The 22,592-nt window shown below is 30.9% G+C and carries 17 protein-coding genes; 14 read left to right on the forward strand and 3 right to left on the reverse strand.

The window, feature by feature from the left end:
* Positions 1-46: 46 nt before the first annotated feature.
* The gene (locus tag ACXX80_RS10545; protein ID WP_458553144.1) at positions 47-838 is read right to left on the reverse strand and encodes an O-methyltransferase; all 792 of its coding nucleotides are present in this window, start codon (positions 836-838) and stop codon (positions 47-49) included.
* 178 nt (positions 839-1,016) lie between these two features.
* On the opposite strand from ACXX80_RS10545, the gene ACXX80_RS10550 reads away from it, so the two are divergent.
* On the forward strand, positions 1,017-2,564 hold the full coding sequence (locus tag ACXX80_RS10550; protein WP_458553145.1) for an SDR family NAD(P)-dependent oxidoreductase: 1,548 nt from the start codon (positions 1,017-1,019) through the stop codon (positions 2,562-2,564).
* 110 nt (positions 2,565-2,674) lie between these two features.
* Here ACXX80_RS10550 and ACXX80_RS10555 read toward each other — a convergent pair whose 3' ends face one another.
* Both ACXX80_RS10555 and ACXX80_RS10560 read right to left on the reverse strand, forming a co-directional pair.
* Positions 2,675-2,965 carry a hypothetical protein gene (locus ACXX80_RS10555; protein ID WP_458553146.1) on the reverse strand — a complete coding sequence of 97 codons (291 nt, stop codon included), beginning with the start codon at positions 2,963-2,965 and terminating at the stop codon, positions 2,675-2,677.
* A gap of 172 nt (positions 2,966-3,137) precedes the next feature.
* Positions 3,138-5,000 (reverse strand): ABC-F family ATP-binding cassette domain-containing protein, encoded by a 1,863-nt coding sequence (locus ACXX80_RS10560; protein WP_458553147.1) that lies wholly within the window; start codon positions 4,998-5,000, stop codon positions 3,138-3,140.
* Between the two features lie 390 nt (positions 5,001-5,390).
* Between ACXX80_RS10560 and ACXX80_RS10565 the strand changes: the two genes are divergently transcribed.
* From ACXX80_RS10565 to ACXX80_RS10625, 13 genes are all read left to right on the forward strand, one after another.
* A complete protein-coding gene (locus ACXX80_RS10565; RefSeq protein ID WP_458553148.1) occupies positions 5,391-6,734 on the forward strand; it encodes a sigma-54-dependent transcriptional regulator in 1,344 nt (447 codons plus the stop codon).
* Between the two features lie 129 nt (positions 6,735-6,863).
* Positions 6,864-9,905: a PAS domain S-box protein gene (locus ACXX80_RS10570; RefSeq protein WP_458553149.1), complete on the forward strand. Its 3,042-nt coding sequence runs from the start codon at positions 6,864-6,866 to the stop codon at positions 9,903-9,905.
* 143 nt (positions 9,906-10,048) lie between these two features.
* Complete coding sequence (locus tag ACXX80_RS10575) at positions 10,049-10,483, forward strand: response regulator (protein WP_458553150.1); 435 nt, start codon at positions 10,049-10,051, stop codon at positions 10,481-10,483.
* A 28-nt stretch (positions 10,484-10,511) separates the two neighbouring features.
* A complete protein-coding gene (locus ACXX80_RS10580) occupies positions 10,512-11,243 on the forward strand; it encodes a polysaccharide biosynthesis/export family protein (RefSeq protein WP_458553151.1) in 732 nt (243 codons plus the stop codon).
* A gap of 14 nt (positions 11,244-11,257) precedes the next feature.
* Positions 11,258-13,420 carry a GumC family protein gene (locus tag ACXX80_RS10585; RefSeq protein WP_458553152.1) on the forward strand — a complete coding sequence of 721 codons (2,163 nt, stop codon included), beginning with the start codon at positions 11,258-11,260 and terminating at the stop codon, positions 13,418-13,420.
* Between the two features lie 2 nt (positions 13,421-13,422).
* Positions 13,423-14,643, forward strand: coding sequence for an MATE family efflux transporter (locus tag ACXX80_RS10590; RefSeq protein ID WP_458553153.1), 1,221 nt, complete (start codon positions 13,423-13,425; stop codon positions 14,641-14,643).
* Between the two features lie 2 nt (positions 14,644-14,645).
* A complete protein-coding gene (locus ACXX80_RS10595) occupies positions 14,646-15,758 on the forward strand; it encodes a glycosyltransferase family 4 protein (protein ID WP_458553154.1) in 1,113 nt (370 codons plus the stop codon).
* Complete coding sequence (locus ACXX80_RS10600) at positions 15,700-17,052, forward strand: O-antigen ligase family protein (protein ID WP_458553155.1); 1,353 nt, start codon at positions 15,700-15,702, stop codon at positions 17,050-17,052. The genes ACXX80_RS10595 and ACXX80_RS10600 overlap by 59 nt, the downstream gene beginning before the upstream one ends.
* 132 nt (positions 17,053-17,184) lie before the next feature.
* A complete protein-coding gene (locus ACXX80_RS10605) occupies positions 17,185-18,888 on the forward strand; it encodes a hypothetical protein (protein WP_458553156.1) in 1,704 nt (567 codons plus the stop codon).
* An 8-nt stretch (positions 18,889-18,896) separates the two neighbouring features.
* Positions 18,897-19,559: a hypothetical protein gene (locus ACXX80_RS10610; RefSeq protein WP_458553157.1), complete on the forward strand. Its 663-nt coding sequence runs from the start codon at positions 18,897-18,899 to the stop codon at positions 19,557-19,559.
* Positions 19,556-20,251 (forward strand): acyltransferase, encoded by a 696-nt coding sequence (locus tag ACXX80_RS10615; protein WP_458553158.1) that lies wholly within the window; start codon positions 19,556-19,558, stop codon positions 20,249-20,251. Before ACXX80_RS10610 ends, ACXX80_RS10615 begins: the two co-directional genes overlap by 4 nt.
* Positions 20,244-21,470 (forward strand): glycosyltransferase family 4 protein, encoded by a 1,227-nt coding sequence (locus tag ACXX80_RS10620; RefSeq protein ID WP_458553159.1) that lies wholly within the window; start codon positions 20,244-20,246, stop codon positions 21,468-21,470. The genes ACXX80_RS10615 and ACXX80_RS10620 overlap by 8 nt, the downstream gene beginning before the upstream one ends.
* Positions 21,457-22,539, forward strand: coding sequence for a glycosyltransferase family 4 protein (locus tag ACXX80_RS10625; protein WP_458553160.1), 1,083 nt, complete (start codon positions 21,457-21,459; stop codon positions 22,537-22,539). The genes ACXX80_RS10620 and ACXX80_RS10625 overlap by 14 nt, the downstream gene beginning before the upstream one ends.
* Positions 22,540-22,592: the final 53 nt, after the last annotated feature.

Below are 22,592 nucleotides of genomic sequence, written 5' to 3' on the forward strand. Positions count from 1 at the left end.
TCAATGTTAGAAATGACAGTCAGGGATGGCTGTCATTTTTTTTGCGTTATACTCTAATTATAAAATGCTCTTTAGGTTGCTCTCTCCTAAAAAAGACCAATCCCCATTGAAACGTGTCAATTGTTACCGTCACTTTTGGATGTTTTTTGATGATTTTCCAAGTTTCTTCCATTTCTGCTGACCAATGGATATCGTCGAATATCCAAACGGTTTCATTCGTAATTGTAGGAAGTAATAATTCGAAATAGTCTAAAGTCGCTTTCTTGGAGTGATTGCCATCAAAATAGATAAGTTTAAAGTTTAAAGTTTGAAGTTGTATGTCACCCAAAAAACTACTAAATTCTGTTACAATTGGATTTACATTATCAAAATTTAATAATTGTAATTGACTTTTTGCAATTGCCATTGTATTAGGACAACCTTCCAACGTTGTGATTTTTGCTTTTATCCCAACGCTTCGGGAGCCTAAAGAAAGCGCAGCAGTCGCTAATCCTAACGAAGTTCCAATTTCTAAAATAGAGTCAGGCTGAAAATAATGAGTGACTCTAAATAATAATTCGGCTCGCTTCGAAGTAATCCCCGCAGTTTTAGCAATCTTGGAAATGACTCTTGTATTCGATTTGAAAACTTTTGAACCTGAACCAAAATCAGTGACTTCAATCGTATTGTTATTTGCTAAAAGCGATTTTCTATACTTTCTTAAAACAGCATATTCAGGTTTTGATTTTTTGTCATAAAAACATTTTGTCAACAAACTAAATACAAATGGGGAATGTACGGCATGCTCATTTTTTGAGTGCCAAAGGAATTGTAAATACGATTTTATTTGAAACAGCATAGTGATAGTTGCAAGGTAGGCGCGAAGATACTAAGATAATAGTCGAAAGTCAAAAGATAGAATGACTTCATCTTTACGCTTGGACTTTCGACTTTATGACCTTGAAACTTTACGACTTTAAAAAGTCTATATTTGCGCCCTTGGAATTTGCACAAGAATAATATCCATTTTTACGATAATGACTGAACAAATAGAACATAAAAGTGCCATAAGCTCGGAAGAAATTGACCGATGTATCGCTATTTTGGCACAATTGAATACTGATACCGACCAAATATTTGATATCCCAAAAGAACAAAGAACGGCTTTAATCAAAGCAGCAGGAATGTTTTCCAGACCCGACCGTGATGAGCTTTCCCGTAGAAAGAAAGACGGAAAAGTGGCTGCCAAACGCAAAATGGAAAAACGCGATCGAACCGCCCGTAAGGAAACCGGAATTCGGCATGCGCGCGAAGCAAGTGTTTTTATGGCGCCCAAATTATTGGCGTACAATGATCTTGTGAACAAAGAACAATTGGAACTGGAAACACCCAGAAATTGTTACGTATGTAAAACGGAGTTTACAAAAATGCACCATTTTTATGATACAATGTGTACGGATTGTGGTGATTTTAATTATGCTAAACGTTTTCAAACTGCAGATGTAAAGGGGCAAGTTGCTGTAATTACAGGTTCTCGCTTAAAAATTGGCTATCACATTACGTTGATGCTTTTACGAGGAGGAGCAACTGTTATTGCTACGACTCGTTTCCCCGTCGATTCAGCATTGCGTTTTTCTAAGGAAGACGATTTTATGGATTGGGGACATCGTTTGAAAATTCACGGATTGGATTTACGACATATTCCGAGTGTGGAGATTTTCTGCAACTTTATAGAGCAAAAATACGAGCGTTTGGATATTCTGATTAATAATGCGGCGCAAACCGTGAGACGTCCTGCCGGATTCTATACCCATTTAATGGAAAACGAAGAGCGATCTATCGCTTCTTTGCCACTACAAGCGCAAGAATTATTACTGGATCATACTAATTGTTTAGATGAATTAAAAGTATTGACAGCAGGTGCTTCCTCTAATCAGAATATGCCAGTGACTTGGCACGGACCAGAACCTGGAATTGGGTTGCGGGCTTCCGCCAAATTATCGCAGATTCCGTATTCGTTTGATAATGCGCTCGTGGCAAACGAAGTTTTTCCGGAAGGAGAACTCGATGCCGATTTGCAGCAAGTCGATTTAAGAAAAACCAACAGCTGGCGCTTGCGATTGGGACAAATAGAAACCACGGAGATGATTGAAGTACAGTTGGTAAATTCCGTAGCGCCATTTGTATTGTGCAATCGCCTTTCGGAAGTCATGAAGAAAGACAACACTGGAAAAAAACACATCATCAATGTTTCAGCAATGGAAGGGAAGTTTCATCGGTTTTTTAAAGAAGACCGCCATCCGCACACCAATATGGCCAAAGCCGCTTTGAATATGTTGACGCACACTTCCTCAGGAACTTTGGCAAAAGATGGCATTTTTATGAATGCGGTTGATACCGGTTGGGTAACCGATGAAGACCCCGCAGAATTAGCCAAAAGAAAACAGGAAGAAGAAGATTTTCAGCCTCCATTAGACATTGTTGATGGTGCGGCACGAGTGATGGATCCGTTGTTTGACGGAATCAATACAGGAAAACATTGGTGTGGAAAGTTTTTGAAAGATTACAATCCGATTCCTTGGTAGAAACGATATGTTTATAAAATGAAAAACCACAACGGAATTTAATTTTGTTGTGGTTTTTTGTTGCTGTTGATTAGCGTTTGAGATAAAACTGCGCAATCACGGTTTACGGTTTACGATCCAGCGAACGGTGTCCCGAAAAGACCGACTGCAAGTTCTATCCAAATGAGAAGAAGCACTGCCAGAATAACTCCACAAAGAATGATTCGATGATTGGTTTTTTTTACCTTTCTCATGACAAGTTCACAGATAAGACCAGTGCCGAGCAATAGGACGCCAGCAACTACAAAATCGGATAGGGTCCAGTTTACTTCATTTGTGAATTGCATTGCTATTAATGGGATGAGTAATAAAAAAACTACTGTGAGGACAATGCCAATAAGCCTTTTGTTTTCCATAATCATAATTTTCAGTTTTATATATTAATTTGGTTGAACGTAATACCAAAGTGAGGCCTTAAAAAGATTAAGATTTTAAAAAAAAACCACAACAAAATCAAAATTTTGTTGTGGATCTAATCCTAAATAGTAATAATGTTCGATGCTGTAAACTGCGACTAAACACTCAATACTATTTTTATCCTTCTATTTTCGCACTTAGCTCAAACCATCTTTCCTCTTTCTCTTCAATTTTATTGATGATGTTTCTCAATTCGTTCGCTTTCTTTTCAATGTCAGCTTCCCCAATTTTTCCGTCTGAGAATAATTGTTCGATAGCTACTTTCTGAAGCTCTAAATCCTTGATTTCTCTCTCGATTTTCTGGAATTCTTTTTGCTCGTTGAACGTCAGGTTTCCTGTTGGGTTGTTTTGCTTCCAGTCTTTCTTTTCCGCTTTGTTTTCCTCTTTTTGCGCTACATCAGTACTGTCTTCATACGCTCTAAAATCAGAATAGTTTCCAGGGAAATCCTCCACCACACCATCACCTCTAAAAATGAATAAGTGATCTACAATTTTATCCATGAAATACCTGTCGTGAGAAACCACTAAAAGGCAACCCGGATAATCCAAAAGGAAGCTTTCTAAAACATTTAGCGTAACAATATCCAAATCATTCGTAGGCTCATCCAGTATCAAGAAGTTGGGATTCTGAATTAAAACGGTACACAAGTACAAACGTTTTAATTCTCCTCCGCTTAATCTGTCCACAAAATCATATTGTTTTTTTGCATCAAACAAGAAACGCTCTAACAATTGCGAAGCCGAAATCAATTTTCCTTTCATCAACGGAATAAATTCTCCGTATTCCTTAATCACATCTATGACACGCTGACCCGGTTTTGGGTTTATTCCGCTTTGTGTGTAGTAACCCACTTTTATGGTTTCACCAATCACTACTTTTCCACCATCAAGCGGCAAAGTTCCGGTCAATAAATTTAAGAAAGTAGATTTTCCGGTTCCGTTTTTTCCAATGATTCCAATGCGTTCGCCACGTTGAAAATCAAAACTGAAATTATTCATGATGACATGATCCTTGAATTTCTTAGAAATTTTATGAAGCTCGATAATCTTGCTTCCCATGCGTTCCATGTTAATTTCAAGCTCTACTTTATTTTCGCGACGGCGACTTTGTGCTTTTTCTTTAATTTCATAAAAATCATCCTGACGCGATTTCGATTTGGTCGTTCTCGCTTTTGGCTGACGGCGCATCCATTCCAGTTCTTTCACAAAAAGATTCTGCGCTTTATCCACACTCGAATTCTCTGAGGCAATGCGTTCTTCTTTTTTCTCTAAGTAATAGGAGTAATTTCCTTTGTATTGGTATAATTTTCCGTTGTCTAATTCGATGATTTCGTTACAAACACGCTCCAAGAAGAAACGGTCGTGTGTCACCATAAACAACGTAATATTTTCTTTGGCAAAATAGCTTTCCAGCCATTCAATCATCTCTAAATCCAAGTGATTCGTAGGTTCATCCAAAATCAATAGGTCAGGACGATTAATCAAAATGATAGCCAGTGACAATCTTTTTTTCTGTCCACCTGAAAGATTTTTCACTTTCAATTTGAAATTTTCCAACTTCAGTTTGAACAAAATTTGCTTGTACTGCGTTTCAAAATCCCATGCATTGTGCTGATCCATTCCGTCAAAAGCTTTTTGGTAGGCTTCTTCATCTTCGGGATTTTCTAATGCTTTTTCATACGCTTCAATCACTTTCAACGTCTCATTGTCTGAAGCGAAAATGCTTTCCTCAATCGTCAATTCCTCCTGCAAGTTGTTATTTTGCGAAAGGAAAGCCATTTTTATGCCTTTTCTTAAGACTACTTGACCAGTATCTGATTCTTCAAGACCATTAATGATGCTCATAATAGTCGTTTTTCCAGAACCGTTTTTGGCTATGAAGGCAATTTTTTGATCTTTATTTATACCAAACGAGATGTCTTTAAACAACGTACGTTCACCAAAAGATTTCGAGATATTTTCTACAGAAAGGTAATTCACAAGGCTAAATTTTTTGCAAAAGTAAGCTATTAAATTTCGATTTGCCAATAGTTTAGTTGAATCTAAGTTTACATCAACAATTATTGTTTCAGATAATTTGGATAGTATGCTGCGAAGCAATCATATTGGCCAAAACTTGAATAGAAAGTTAATAAAACAGATTTGTCTATAAATACTTATTTTACTCGTCGTTATTTGAGATTTGCAAGTCTAAATTGCGTTTTTTTTTTAAGCAATTAATTTGTTTTTCTTTTTTATTGGGCCACAATGGTTTGGTGAAAATAAATTTAACTAATTCTATTAAATTTTTTTTAAAAAAATAGAGAAAAAAAAACTTCATTTATTATTTTTAGTGTTAATTTGATTAATAATTTTATTATAATAAAACCAATGTCCACGCTAAAAATTTTTCTCGTTGAAGATGACCTCTTTTTTGGAGAAACACTTAAATATCACCTAAAATTAAATCCTGATTTTGATGTATTTCTTTTTCAGACAGGAAAGGAATGTATTAGCAACTTATATCAAAAACCGGATATTATTTGCTTAGATATTGGATTGCCTGATATTACTGGTGATATGCTGTTAAAAAAAATTCAAGAAACTAATGATAAAATTCCGATCATTATTATTAGTGGACAAGAGGAGATTCAAGTTGCTGTTGATTTTTTAAAATGTGGAGCCACAGATTACTTAGTCAAAAATACGCATACAAAAGATTTACTTTGGAATTCGATAATTAAAATTAAAGAAAATCTAAAATTGGTTCAAGAAGTTGAAGAATTAAAAGAAAAACTAGAAGAAAAATTTAGCTTTGAAAAAACAATAATTGGTCGAAGTAATGGAATTAAAAGCGTTTTTAACAAAATAAATAAAGCAATCAATACCAATATAAATGTTTCTATAACCGGAGAAACAGGGACGGGAAAAGAAGTTGTTGCAAAGGCTATTCATTATAATTCTGATAGAAAAAACAAACCTTTTATTGCTATAAATATGGCTGCCATCCCTAAAGATTTAATGGAAAGTGAGTTTTTTGGACATGAAAAAGGAGCATTTACTGGAGCCACTGACAGGAGTATCGGGAAATTTGAGCAAGCTGATGGAGGAACTATTTTTTTAGACGAAATTGCTGAATTAGATTTAAATCTTCAGAGTAAATTATTACGTGTACTTCAAGAAAGAGAAGTAGTGCGCTTAGGCGGTAAAACAGGAATAAAATTTAATACCCGATTAATTATTGCAACCCATAAAGATTTATCTCAGGAAGTCAAGAAAGGGAATTTTAGAGAAGATTTATTTTATAGAATAATTGGTTTGCCTATAGTTTTACCTCCTCTTCGAGAACGAGAAAATGATACCTTGCTATTAGCAAAACACTTTATCGATTTATTTGTAAAAGAGAATAAATTTAAACCAATCATATTATCCAAAGAAGCTAAACAAAAGCTAATGAAATATCCTTTTTATGGAAACATTCGAGAGCTAAAATCAGTGATTGATTTGGCATGTGTTATGTGTGAGGGAAATGAAATATTGGTAAATGATCTAACCTTTATAAACATAAATGATACTGGTTTTTTCCTTTCGGAAGAAAAATCATTAAAAGAATATACAACAGAGATAATATTACATTACTTAAAGATAAATAATAATGATGTTGTTAAAACTGCAAACAAATTAGATATAGGGAAATCTACTATTTATAATTTAATACAATCTAAAGTAGTTTAAATAGAAATAGTTAAATGTTGACGAAAAATCGATTTATCCAAGTTTTCCAAATAAGCGGTGAATCGTTTTTTTTCAAATTAAGATAAATTTTTAGAGCCTAAAAAAAAAATACTTTTAACAAATAAATGGATGATCAATTTTCATAAACTTTTGCAAAAACAAATAAATACAAACTTACCAGCTGATTGTTTAGAAAACCCTTCATTTAAACTTTTTTTAGAAGCAATCAACACTACTTATTCTAATTTTGAAAATGAAAAAGAAAGGAGTAATTATGCCTTTCTTCAAAAAGAAAAGGAATATAAGTTAGCGTATAATAAATTAAAGGGAGAGCATGCACAGAAAAAGAAAATAATTAAAAATCTTGACGAGAGTCTCCAGAATTTAGATTCTAATTATAAAGGAGTTAAAGAGGATGTAGATAATAATGATTTACGTTCAATTTCAAAATATTTGAAACAAGAATTATTAAAAGGGAAAAATACTGAAAATGATTTTTCTAGAAATATTGAATTATTAAAAACATTATTAGCTAATATACAATCAGGTATTCTAGTAGAAGATGAAAATCAAAAAATATTATTTACAAACCAATTGTATTGTGATACATTTTCAATTATATTTAAACCAGAAACAATAGTTTATAGTGGTTGCTCAAACTTGGCGGAAGGTTCAGATGAATTATTTAAAAATCCTGAATCGTTTAAACAAGGAATAAATAGAATTATAGACAACCAAGTCATAATAACTAATGAGCTACTTGAAACTGCTGATAACCGATTTTTAGAAAGAGATTATATCCCCATTTTTATAAATGAAGAGCATAAAGGCCATCTCTGGAAATATACTGACATAACTCAAAGAATAAAAACTCAAAGACTTTTAGAACAGAGTGAGATTCGAAGTAATCTAATAATGAACTCCTCTTTAAATGGTATAATAAATATTGATAGAGATGAGAAGATTATATTTTGGAATAACCAAGCAGAAATTATTTTTGGATGGAAAAAAGAAGAAGTTTTAGGTAGAAATTTATCCGAAACTATTTTTTTAAATCAACATATTGATTTTCATAGTAATGCAATTAAAAAATATTTAAAAACGGGGAATATTTCTACTTTAAATAAACACATTGAGTTATCAGCATGGAACAAATCAGGAAATGAATTCCCTATAGAAATAGCTATAATTCCAATAAAACAGGATGATAAAATATTTTTTTGCTCTTTTATTCAAGATATTTCTGAAAGAAAAAAAGCGGAGTTAAGTTTAAAAAATCAAGAAGAAAAATATCGAAACATAATTGCTAACGTAAATTTAGGTTTAATAGAAATTGATAATAATGAGATTATACAATATGTAAATCAGAGTTTTGCATTGATGTCTGGTTATGAAATCAATGAGCTTTTAGGCAAAAAATCATCTGACATTTTTTATTATGGCAGCAATTTTGAAATTATTAAATCAAAAATTAATGTAAGAAATCAGGTTGATACAGAATTATATCAATTTCCCATAATCAATAAAAGAGGAGAATTAAGATGGTGGGCAATAAGTAGGGCACCAAATTTTGACGATGCAGGAAAATTAGTTGGTGCAATAGAAATTCATTTAGATGTCACTAAACAAAAACAGTTAGAAATTGAATTAGAAAGCGAAAAAATAAAAGCCGAAAATGCGTCGATAGCTAAAGAAATTTTTCTGGCTAATATGAGTCATGAAATACGTACTCCGTTAAATGCAATAATTGGTTTTTTAAGAGAATTAGAAAAACAAGAACATACAGAATTGCAAAAAAAATATTTGGAAAATAGCTCAATAGCCTCAAAACACTTATTAGCTATAATTAATAATATTCTTGACATTTCTAAAATTGAGTCCGGTGAAATGCAAATTGAAAATAGAGATTTTGTTTTTGAAAATTCATTAAAAAATGTTACGGCAGTACTACAACCTAAAGCAGAACAAAAAGGGTTAACTCTTAGTACAATAATCTCAAAAAAGATTCATAAAGTATTGATGGGAGATACCTTAAAATTAGAACAAATATTATTTAACCTTATTGGGAACGCATTAAAATTTACCCAAAAAGGACAAATAGTGGTAAACTGTGAAGTTGTTACTGAGGATTCTTTCTCTCAAAAATTACGTATTTCTATTTCGGATACAGGTATAGGGATGGATAAAATTTACTTGGATTCTATTTTTAAAAAGTTTTCGCAAGAAGATAAAACGGTAACCAGAAAATTTGGTGGAACAGGTTTAGGTATGGCCATAACTAGGGAATTAGTTGTACTTATGAATGGCGAAATTGAGGTAGAAAGTAAAAAGAATGAAGGAACTACAATTCATATCAATATTTATTTTAAAAAAGGGAATGCAAAGAATTTGAAAGAATTACAAGTAGTAAAAAAATCAATTCGAATAGACAACTTATCCATTTTATTAGTAGAAGATAATGAGATGAACCGAATAGTTGTTCAAAATTCTCTGTCGGATTTTAATTGTAAAGTTACTGAGGCTGAGAATGGCCTAGAAGCATTGAAAATATTGAAAAATGAAACATTTGATATTATTCTTATGGATATTCAAATGCCAGAAATGGATGGTATAGAAACAACTAAAATAATACGAGACGAGCTAAAACTTACAATTCCAATAATTGCGTTAACTGCTAATGCTTTTAAATCTGAAATTGAGAACTGTCAAAACGCAGGAATGAATGATTATGTAACGAAACCATTTGATGATTTAATTCTAATTGAAACAATTTCCAGAAACACAATAAATAAAACAAAAACTGCCAATAAAACGAATCATTCTGTTGCTGAACATCTTTATAGTTTAAACACATTGCAAATTATGAGTAGAGGAAATAAAGATTTTGTAACTAAAATGATTACCATTTTTATGGAACAAATAACTGCTAGTTTAGCCATAATTGATAAAGGAATTATGGTAAATAACTTTAATGAATTGAATCGATTGATGCATAAAATTAGACCTAGTGTGGAAAATTTAGCCATAGTAAGTATAATTCCAGATATAAAATACCTTGAAAAAGCTACTGTAACAAACAAAGATGATAAAGATCAAATTATAATGGTTTACTCCAAAGTTAAAAAAACTTTGAAAGAGGTGATTTCTCAACTTCAAATGAATGAAATTTAATCTCCAATCGCATTTTTAAATGGGATTTTTTTTCCAAAATTTGGAAAAAAATAAAAACTAAAGTAAATTAAATCGCTGTAAATCAGTAAAAAAATAAAAAGGCATGGATTTAGATTAACCAATTATTAAATAATTTTTGTGTTATGAAAAATATAAATCAATTCAAATTTTTTATTGTTGACGACGATACCTTCTGTGCTAATATCTATGAACAGTATTTGATCGGTATAGGCCACACCGATATTACTTATTACAATAATGGAAACGATTGTCTTAATAATCTGGATAAAAAACCAGATATTATCTTTTTGGATCACAACATGGATGGGATTACAGGATTTGAAGTTTTAAAAAAAATAAAACGTTACGATCCTAATATTTTTGTTGTAATGATTTCTGGACAAGAAAATATTAAAACAGCCGTTGATGCTTTAAAATATGGAGCTTTTGATTATCTAGTAAAAGATAATAATGTTAATGATAAAATTACGGTCATTATAGATAAAATCATTGCGATAAAAGAAATATTACGTAAATCTAATCCCACCGTCCTACAAAGATTTCTTTCCTACTTTTAAATTTTAAAAGAATCAATATCATAGACTTATGAAATTAATAATAAAAGCACTATTATTCTCGCTCCTTTTTGTTTCTTGCAAAACATATAATTTGTTTGAGACAAAATCCCCTGTTTTAAATGATACTTTAACTTTTGTATATGATGATAATTATCAATATAAAATAAGAAAAGACGATAAACTAACCATTTCTGTTTGGGGAGAGGAGAACCTAAGTGTAGGCTCAGTTTATGGAATATACAACTCCAATGAAGTTTATGGGAAATGGTTACTTGTAGATACCGATGGAAATATTGAAATACCTAAAATAGGCACTACAAATGTTATAAATAAAACCATTCCAGAACTAAAAGAACTGATTAAAAATCAGCTCAAAAAAGAGATAATAAAACCTATCATAGACATAAAGGTACTTAATAAGGAAATTACAATTCTGGGAGAGGTCAGGAGTCCTAATGTAATTGTGGTCGATAAAGATCGTAATACACTTCTAGAAATGATTACAAGAACAGGCGGATTTGAATTTTACGCCAATTTAAAATCAATAAAAATTCTACGACAAGAAGGAGAAGATGTAAGAATAACCAACATAGATTTGACAAAACCGGATAATATTCTTAATAAAAACATTCAGCTACATCCTGGAGATATAGTAATTGTACCTTCAAAAAAGAATAAAGAATTTGACAGAAGAGTTTCAATAATTATTCCTTTTACCACCACTATTAGTGCAGCTGCGATTATAATGGGAATGTTTTAAATATCCATGAGACAATGAACGAAAAAATAAGATTACTTAGGCCGTTTTTTAAAGGATTACCAATCATTATCTTGGTAATGATTTTGGCTTTTTTAGCAGCCGAAAAATATTTAGAATACATTACTCCAATGTATGAAAGTACTGCTAAACTTAAATTAGCCGATAATCAAGAAGGTGTCCCAAGTACTGCTTCAGAAAATAACGTGGATATATTTACGTCTAATACTAAAATTGCGACCGAAATTGAAGTCCTAAAATCATCCACATTAATTGAGAAAACGCTAAAAGAATTGCCATTTGAATTGGAAATTTATAGAAAAGGAGATTTTAAATTAGAAGAGTTATTTAGAAACTCACCAATTCTGGTAAAAGCTACTTTTTCATCTGACAAAATATTTGACAAAAGGTATTCTATAAATGTAATTTCAAAGGAGAGTTTTATTTTTTCTATTCCTAATCAAGATAGAGAAATTCAGGGAACCTTTGGACAACCCATAATCATTGAAGGGAGTAAGATTTTGATTTCGCTTAACGATGCTTTTATAAAATCAAGAAAAGAAGTGCCTATAATAGACGAATATGAGATCGAATTTTTGAGTAAACAAAAATTAAAAGATAAGATTATTACTAATCTGGATATTATGGCTGTTGAAAAAGATGTCCCTGTAATACGTATAAACTTTAAAAGTAATGTCCCGGAAAAAGCAGCCTTATTTGTTAATAAATTAGCGGAGACGTACATAAAGGACTATATAGAGACTAAATACAGAGCCGCTAATGTAACCGTTAATTTCCTTAAAACAGAAATAGACAAATCAAATACTAAACTCAAAAATTCCGAGAATAATCTTCAGAATTTTAGAGATAAACAAAATATTATTAATGTAAAACAAGAAACTGAAACCGATTTAAGACGAATTGCACAACTAAAAGTTCAGCAAATAAATGTAAAAATGAGTTTAGATGCTATAAAAGCGCTAAATAAATATATAGCTTCTGGCAAAAAAAATTATTTTGAATTAGCACCTAATTTTGAAGCCTTTTCGGATCTACTCTCGACTGAGTTGACAAAAAACATGAAGAAACTTCAAGCCGATAAAAAAGATCTTTTACTAACTTATACACCTGAAAGTGAAAAAGTAAAAGTAATTGATGCAAAATTAAAAGATCTTGTTGATTATCAAATAGAAAGTATTAAGAATAGCCAAAGGGATTTACAAATAAAATACAATGAACTATCCAATGATATTTCTCAAACAGAGAAAATATTTATAGGATTACCAGAAAAAGAAAAAAACCTAACAATTCTAAATAGAAATTTTAATCTATATGAGAATTCATATAATATATTGAATCAAAAGCGAATAGAAACAGAAATTGCTAAATCAGCCAAGATTATTTTTCATAAAATAATTACTCCAGGAGAGATAGCCAAAAAACCATTTTTTCCTATCCGATCTGTAATATTAATCGTTTCGGTTTTAATAGGAATGTTTGGTTCTATATTTTTAATATATTTAATTCATTATGCTAAGGCTAAAGTAAATGATAGTTATACGATAGAGAGTAACAGCACTATTCCTATTGCAATTACAATTCCATTTCTAGAATCTGAGGAAGCGGTAACTTACAGTTTTTTGACTAATGTTATCCAAATGGAGTTGAAAGGAATTTTGCAAGAAAAAAACATTTTGGTTATAAGTTCTTATGATGCTGCAGAGGATCATTTATTTCATTCAAAAAACTTAGCCATTGCTTTAAGTCAACAAGGACGTAATGTTTTAGTTATTGATGCTACTGGAAAATTAAAAGATAAAATAGGGACTATAGATTATTTAGATTATTCAAATTTAAAATATTTGAGTTTTACAAAAATAGCTTTTCAGAATGATATTAATGAAAGAGTAAAAAAATACGATTTATGTATCATTAACAATCAGGCGGTAAAAGAAGAAAAATTATCATTGCTTTTTATGAGTCTGGCTTCAAATAATTTATTTATCCTGGACAGTAAAAAAACAGCAGAAAAAACAATCATTAAAGTTGAATTACTCAAAAATGAGTATCAATTACCTAACATGTGGTTTGTATTAAATAAAGCGAACTTCCACCCTAGTATTTTTGTAGAGTTGAAAAAACACTGGAACAATTACCAATTGAAAAAACAATCAGCTTAGATATGAATTTCATTAAAAAAATAATGCCATCTCAAGCGGTTTTAGTTTTTATAGATCAAGCAATTTTTAGCGGAACAAATTTTTTGCTGATGCTATTTTTGGCTCAAAAATTAGATATTAAAAGTTTTGGTATATTTTCAACATTATTTTTGATAGCCTATTTAGGGATGAGTGTAACTAATGCGCTTATTATTCAACCATTTCAAGTGTCACATTTTAAGGTTTTAAATAAGAAAGAATATTTTGTTTTTTTATTTTTGGGACTACTTTGTTTGTTGTTTTTTTTTAATATGTTAATTGAACTATTGTTTGTTTTTTTACCAATATTAAAAGGATACAGTTTATATTCAAAAGCTATAGTTTGCTTTGTAAGTGGTTTATTAATCCAAGATTTTTTCAGAAAATTTTTTTTAGGATTCACCCAAATTTTGAATGTGCTACTCATTGACAGTCTTTTTTTAATACTAATTGTAATCTTGTTTTATTTCTTTAAAGATGATATTCAGTTAACAAATACACTATGGATAATAGGAATTTCAAATCTGGTATCTTCCATTTCAGGATTGTATTTTATCTTTAAAAATTACGAAAAACCACTATCCTGGAAATTGTTTTTACAAAATCATCTTTCTCAAGGGAAATGGTTGTTTTACAGTGCTTTTTTACAATGGAGCTCAAGTAATTTTTTCGTGTTAGTGTCAGGTATTTATCTGGGTATAGAGGCACTTGGAGCTTTGCGATTAGTACAATCCGTTTTTGGAGTACTTAATGTTGTTTTAATATCGATTGAGAATTATGTATTACCCAAAGTAGTTTTCCTTTATAGCGAATCAGTTACAAAAGCTAAAAAATATTTAGTCAAAATTTCGTTATTTGGAGTGCTGTTTTTAGGAGTATTACTCCTTCCAATTTTTGTTTTTTCAAATGAAATTATTATCCTAGCAGGAGGTGTAAAATACCAAGAATATGGCTATGTTGTGAAAATTATGGCTATTCTTTACTTTTTTATTTTCATGAATTATCCTATTCGAATCGCTATAAAAGTACTTGTTCTCAATAAAATATTTTTTTATGGATATGTAATCTCATTTGTGTTTTCAGTTATTTCCTTTCATTTTTTTCTTAAATATTTTGGACTTTACGGAGCTGTTTTAGGGCTTGTTATTAATCAATTTTTGATGTCCATATATTGGCAAAATCAACTTAAAAAGAATCAATTTTAGTTATGGATATAATTCACATAGTTTTAGGAAAAGCCAATCCAGAACGGATGAATGGTGTCAATAAAGTAGTCTATGAGCTCACAACGAAACAAGTAGAAGCTGGATTGAAAGCATCCGTATGGGGAATTACCAAAGACAAAGAAAAAAACTTTCAGGCACGTAACTTTGAAACACAATTGTTTTTACAACAACGCAATCCTTTTAGTGTTTCAAAAGAATTGAAAGCTGCAATAAAATCCCAAAAAAAACACACTATTTTTCATCTTCATGGTGGTTGGATTCCTGTTTTTTCTTCGGTGGCAAACCTATTGCATCAACAAGAAATTTCATTTGTTTTCACACCTCATGGTGCCTATAATAGTATTGCAATGCGAAGAAATTTTTGGATAAAAAAAATCTATTTCTTTTTATTCGAAAAAAAAATACTTAAAAAAACAACCAAAATTCATTGTATAGGAAAAAGTGAAATTACTGGATTGTCAAAATTATTTTCTGTTACAAAATCTATTTTATTGCCTTATGGATATGAAAATAATAAAGAAATATTAAATCAAGATTCGTTAAATGAAGCAGTTATTTTTGGATTCATAGGAAGATTAGATATTTATACAAAAGGATTGGATACGCTAATCGATGCTTTTAAAGTTATAATCAATACAAATCCAAAAGCCCAGCTTTGGATTGTTGGTGACAGCGATGAGAAAAATGATTTAGTTGAAAAAATAAAAAAGGAACATCTGGAAGATCATATTACACTTTTCGGAAGTAAATTTGGGCAAGAGAAAATTACTCTTTTATCAAAAATGGACGTATTTGTTCATCCTTCCCGTAATGAGGGGTTGCCGCTTTCAGTCATTGAAGCAGCCAGTTATGGAAAACCATGTGTAGTCACTGATGCAACTAATATTGGGGATTTAATTACTGAATATCAAGCAGGAAAAACTATTTATTCGCAGGATAGTAAGGAGCTCGAAGTAGCAATGTCATCATTGGCCGCCATTTGGAATAATCCAGCAGCTTTTTCTAAACTTCAAAAGAATGCTATGAATATGGTAAATGAAAATTACAATTGGAGTAAAATCATACTACGATTTAATGCTGAATTATATACTTAAAATGACACCAGAAACTACAATTATACATGCACCATTTTTAAAGAAAATCGACAAATACTTGTTTGTTATTCTAGTGTTGATGATCGCTTGTTTCTTTACTTGGAGCGAGAATATTATAATCACCAGAACAATAAAAGTAATAGGTCGTATGGGGATTATGATTTCTTCAATTATAGTATATCATAAAATCATTCGATATGGGTGCGTAAACTCTTTGGGGTATAAAAATATTTTATCTCCTATGTTTTATCTGTTTTATTTAGCTTTAGGATTTATTTCGTTTTTATGGAGCACAAAACCAGATTATAGTGCATTACAATGGCTAATGACTTTTCAAAGTTTAGTTTTTGCATTCTATTTTATAAAAAGCCTCAAAATTTTGGATTACTATTTTGAGGGTCACTCTATTCGGTTATATCATTTACTGGGTAATTCGGTTTTTGTAATTCAACTGATATTTGTTGTAGGAATGTTTATATCTCCTGTTACTTTTTTTCGATTAACAAATGGTGGTGAAGAAGCCAGATTAGGTGGAGTTATTATGAATCCTAATGAGTTAGGAATGCTAGCGGGAGTAGGTATTGCTTGCCTTATATTTGACTTGTATGTAACCAAATATAAAACATGGACTATAGTGAAAATTTTGGTTCTGTTTTATGCACTGTACATGACAGGCTCAAGATCATCACTGATTGGCGCTTTGTTGATTGTTTTTTTTCATATTAAAGAGACCGAAGGGAAAATGGTTAAAGTACTATTTTTAACAGGTGTATTATTAATTGCTCCTATTGCAATTAATAAAATGATTTTAAAAGGTGGTGATAGCTCCCGTTTAGAAGAAGTTATGAGTTTAACAGGAAGACTCCCTTTTTGGAAAGCTCTTATTACTGAGGGACTGCCCAGGGAACCATTACTAGGATTTGGATACATGCGTATTGATTACAAGGACTATTTTCAAGGCGTTAATACCTATCCCGGGAATATGACACACAATACCTTCATACAGGTACTTATGAATTTAGGTTTTATTGGATTTATAATAGCCATATTTCAATTGACCTTTACTATAAAGGCTATTATTGCACAAAATAATGAAACAAAATTGATGCTTATAGGAATATTTATTCCTGTTTTAATCAATTCGTTTACTGAGTTTGGAATTTTTGGGGACAGTAACTTCGGGATTTTATTCTACCAAATGATTATTTTCTCGGTTGCGTTCAAAAATAATTCTCACCTTACAACTATTCAAAAATTTTATTTAAAGAAAAGAAGACCGGAGTTATTGGTTTAATATTTTTCCAAAAAAATAATTATTTTCCAAAATATGGAATAATTGTATTTTATTTAATGTGTAACCTTTTGGTAATCAACTATTTTTAATTTGGCATATTTTTTCTTATAGCTTTAGTATAAAAATTTTGTCATGGAAAAAATTTTCGAAAAAATTGGATACTCATTGTCTTCTGTTAGCAATAAGCAAGAAGAGGTAAATATGGATTTATTATGTATTAATAATCCCGATGGCTTACCCAGATGGATTTGGAACGCAAATTGTAAGCAACCACTATTTTTAAAATTCTATAACATAGGAAGTGTCAGAGCGCTAATTTTTGCAACTTTAATAAGAGTAGTTTTTGTTATGAAACTACAAAAAATTGTTTTTCATAAAAAAAAATATTTTTTCTCTAAAGTGGGTACTCCTCTTTTTGGCACCACTGCTGATTGGGCTATATTTATGGGGACCATTGGTCTAAATAGTAAGGCCATTTTGTACGCTAATGATTGTTTTTACAAAATTGCCACAAGCGAAACGGTACAAAAAATGATTGCAACAGAATTAGAAATTTTAAATGAAATAAAGTTAAACAACACGGAGTTTATTACACCAATCGCTAGAGCTGTAAATAAAGACATTCTCCAGCTGACGGACATCTCCAGCAACGGAGTAAGAACAAAAACATTCAATGTTTCGCATCTAAATGCACTTGTAGAGATGAGCTTGATGGGGAGAAAAACTGTTTTTGTAAGTCAATGGGAACTATTCAATAACTTAAAAAAAGATTTTATAAAAATTGATGACAAAAGAGTTCCCACAAATATAATTCGAAAAATTAATACTATAATTCAAAATACTGCTCCTAATGAAACAGTAGAAATTTGCCTTTCTCAAGGTGATTTCACACAGTGGAACATGTATGAAAACAATAAAAAGTTAGCAATATATGACTGGGAATTAGCCAGTTTTGATAGAACAAAAGGATTTGATTATTTTCATTACATCATTCAACAGGGAATTCTTGTTGAACGTAAAAACTGGAGACTTATATACAGTGACATCAAGGAGTTTTGGCGAAAAGAAAATGGAAATCAACTTTTCAATACAGATTTAGATCATTATTTAAAGTGGTATTTATTGCTTACTTGTATGAATTACTTGAATGTTTATGCTGAACATCCCAAATGGTTTGCACAAATTCACTGGTCTTTGCAAGTTTGGGACGAGGCTTTGAATCTTTTTCTTGACGAAGAATATAGTCAACGACAAATGGTAATTATGGATTTATTTGATATGTTGCAAAATCAAGATTACGCCGCATTAAAATATCCTAAAGAATCTCCTGAAAAGTTCAGTATTAATTCGGATATTGATATGGTTATTGACAAAAAAACGAATAAAATAATTGTAAAATACCTTAAAAATCATGCTTTAGTTTCAAAAATAACGGTCAATCAGAAATCTTTTATGAATACTATTCAGGTTTTTACACTTGAGGGAAGTATTTTATCAATTGATTTAATATGGAAATTAAAAGTAAAAAATAATGAAATATTAAGTGCCAATCAAGTAATTGCAAATAATTATGTAAATAATTACGGTATAAAACATGCCTCTGATATTGATACGGCAAGATTCATCATTCTATTTTATGTGCTCAATAAATCAAGTATTCCTGAAAAATATTTATTCTACCTAGAGGCTATTAAAAATTCAAATGATTCACTGGATTTAATTTTACAAGACTACTTTAATAAAGAAACAAAAGATAGTTTGAACATTGAATACTTTGTAAAAAAAAAAAAGAGAACAATAATTTTCCCTTTATTAGAAACACCTTCAACTACTTAGTTGATTCCTTGAAAAACCTTAACCAAAGCAAAGGGTTTACAATTACTTTTAGCGGTGTAGATGGAGCTGGAAAATCAACGGTGATAGAACAATTAACCCATAGAATTGAGAAACAATTAAGAAAACCGGTGGTTGTTTTAAGGCACAGACCATCCCTGTTACCTATATTAAGTGTTTGGACAAAAGGAAAGGAAAAAGCCCATCAGGACTCCATAGATAAGCTGCCAAGACAAGGGGGAAACAAGAGTTTAATATCCTCTTTTTTTCGATTTTCTTATTATTATTTGGATTATTTGATAGGTCAGTTTGTTGTTTATTTCAAATATATTTTAAGAGGTTATGTAGTAATTTACGACCGTTATTACTTTGATTTTATAAATGACAGCAAGCGTAGTAATATTGTTTTATCCAAAAAAATTTCCTCTTTTGGGTATCAATTTTTGTTGCAACCAAAATTTAACTTTTTTCTTTTTGCGGATGCTTCTATAATCCTCAATCGAAAAAAAGAATTGAGCAAATCAACTATAGAGCAATTAACAAATGACTACACAAAACTTTTTAAAACATTAAAATCCAAAAACCCCTTAACTGTTTATGAAAGTATTAACAATGAGGATCTTGAAGTCACGCTGCAATATGTGGTAACAACTATAATTCAAAACGAAAAATGAAACGAATACTGGAAAAAATTATCCAATTAAGAAATGCAAATTTTAAATTTGATGACACACTATCTTTAGTTCCCATTATTCAGTTTGTCTGGATGCAAGTATGTTGTTTATTAAGAGGGTTTAAAGTGCTGTTTTTTTTACGGAAACCAAAAGGAATGATGCTGGGTAGAGGAGTTACTTTTTTTTATTTATCTAAAATAAAATGGGGTAAATTTCTTCGATTAGGTGATTTTGTATATGTATCTGCGTTGAGTAAAAACGGAATCCATTTTGGGAACAATGTGAGTATTGGAGCTTTTAGCCGAGTAATAGTCTCCACGACACTAAATAATTTAGGAGATAAAATGATTATAGGAGATAGTGTAGGCATAGGCGAGTACGCCTCATTAGGTGGAGCTGGCGGATTAGAAATTGGTTCGGAATGTATTATAGGTCCTTATTTTAGTTGCCATCCTGAGAATCATAATTATGGGGATTTAAACGTATCCATTAGGCATCAGGGAGTAAACAGGAAAGGTATAAAAATAGGTAAAAACTGCTGGATAGGCAGTAAAGTAAGTATTCTCGATGGAGTAGAATTGGGCGATGGTTGTGTGATAGCGGCAGGTGCCGTTGTAACAAAATCTTTTCCAGACAATAGCATAATTGGCGGTGTTCCTGCAAAACGTATTAAAACTAGAGATAATGAATAAGAAAACGATTTTAGCAACTTGTTACGCTGTCAATCCATACAAAGGTTCAGAAAATGGAATGGGATGGAATTTTGTTTATCAAATTGCAAGATTTAATAAAGTCATTGCGGTTACTCGAGAAAACAACAAGGAAATGATAGACAAGTATATGAACCAGAACCCTGATAAGGTATTTGAAAATATTACTTTTTTATATTTTGATTTACCGTATTGGATGCGTTTCTGGAAAAAAGGAAGCCGTGGAGCTATGCCTTATTATTATCTATGGCAAAAAGGAATTGTCTCTTTTATTAAAAAGCAAAACTTGAATTTTGATATTGCACATAATGTAAATTTTCATAATGATTGGACTCCAAGTTTTTTATGGAAATTGAATAAACCTATGGTTTGGGGACCAATAGGGCATCATCCTGAAATTCCCATCCAGTATTTAAAACCCTACTCCAGAAAATATTTATACATAGATAAAGCCACTTGGTTTGTTAAAAAATGTTTTTGGAACTATTCCTTTTCCTTGCGCAAAACCATAAAAAATGCGCATCATACATTAGGGATGAATTCGGGGGTTTCAGTAGCTTTAAAAATAAATAAAGTGCCATTTTCAATAATGCCATCTGTAGCTACTGAGGATAATTTTTCTGAAATTGATATTAAAAAACAAAATTTCAGTGTAATAAGTGTGGGTCGTTTTGTTCCACTAAAAGGATTTGATTTAACAATTTTAGCCTTTGCAAGTTTTATTAATTCAATTGACAAGGAAAAGAGATCCACTTGTAAACTAACACTTGTAGGAACAGGACCTGAAAAAGAATTTTATAAAAAAATCATTGCCAAAAACAATATTCAAGCTTATGTTGAAATAATAGAATGGATTGATCGAAAAGAGTTGATGAAACTTTATGGAAAATCATCCTTGTTTCTATTCCCATCTCACGAAGGTGCCGGTATGGTGGTTGCTGAAGCATTGTCATTTGCATTACCCGTTATTTGTTTGGATAATGAGGGGCCAGGAGAATTTATTAATCCAAAATGTGGCTTTGCTGTCAAACAATTAGAATATGACAAAACAGTTTTAGGACTGAAAGAAGCACTTTCTAAACTCTATTTTGATAAAAAATTACTAGATCAAATGAGTATTGAAGCACGAAAACATTACTTGGATAAATTTACTTGGGATAGTAGAGGAACGCATTTAAAAACAATTTATGCTCAATTATAAAATGAAAGTAGTTGCCGTTCATTTATTAAATAATTATAGTGGAAGTCCAAAGGTGTTAATGCAATTGATAAAGGGCTGGACTAAAAACAATATCGAAACGCACCTTTATACTTGTGGAGGTGAAGGTTTTTTATCCGATATACCAAAGGTTAACTCACATTTTTATTGGTATAGTTTCTCTAAAAACAGGATAGTCCGATTGTTATTTTTGGTAACAAGCCAGGTACTTTTAGCTTTTAAATTAGTATGTAATTTAAAGAAAAATGATGTTTTATATATCAATACCGTATTCCCCTTTGGAGCTGGAATAGTTGGTAAAATGATTGGCTGTAAAGTGATTTATCATATCCATGAAACGGGAGTGAAACCTAGAATATTAAATGAATTTCTTTTCGGAATTGTGAAATGGTGTGCTACTGAAGTGGTTTATGTGTCTCACTTTCTAGCGGAACAAGAATCTATTGAAATTAAAAAAAGCATCTTATATAATGCGTTAGAAAACAGCTTTAGAAGATTGGCCTTCAATTATTTAGGTAAAATAAAATCATCAAAAATTGTTTTGATGATTAGTTCCTTAAAAGTATATAAGGGGGTAAATTTATTTGTAAAATTGGCCCATTTATGTCCACAATATACCTTTAAATTAGTGCTAAATGCAAGTCAAAATGAGATTGATGTCTATTTTAAAAATGAGGATTTGCCTTCTAATTTAATTTTATACACAAGTCAAAAAGAAGTGCATTCATTTTACCAAGAAGCGAGTATTGTAGTTAATCTTACAATTACCAAATTATGCAAAGAAACATTTGGGCTGACCATTTTAGAAGCGATGGCCTATGGCTTGCCTACTATAGTACCGCCGGTGGGAGGTATTGTTGAGTTAATCGAGGATAAAAAAAATGGATACTTGATTGATAGTGAGGAATTAAAACTTATTTCTGAGAAAATAAATGAGCTGTTTGAAAATCCATCAGTGTACCATAAAATGAGTCAATGCGCCATAACAAAAAGTACTTTATTTAGTGAAGACAATTTTGAAAATGAATCTATGCGAATTATTTCCAATTAAAAGTAGTTTTTCCAAAATATGGAAGCATGTCAATGACACTTGATTTTTAATGT

Source organism: Flavobacterium sp. GNP002 (assembly GCF_054343795.1).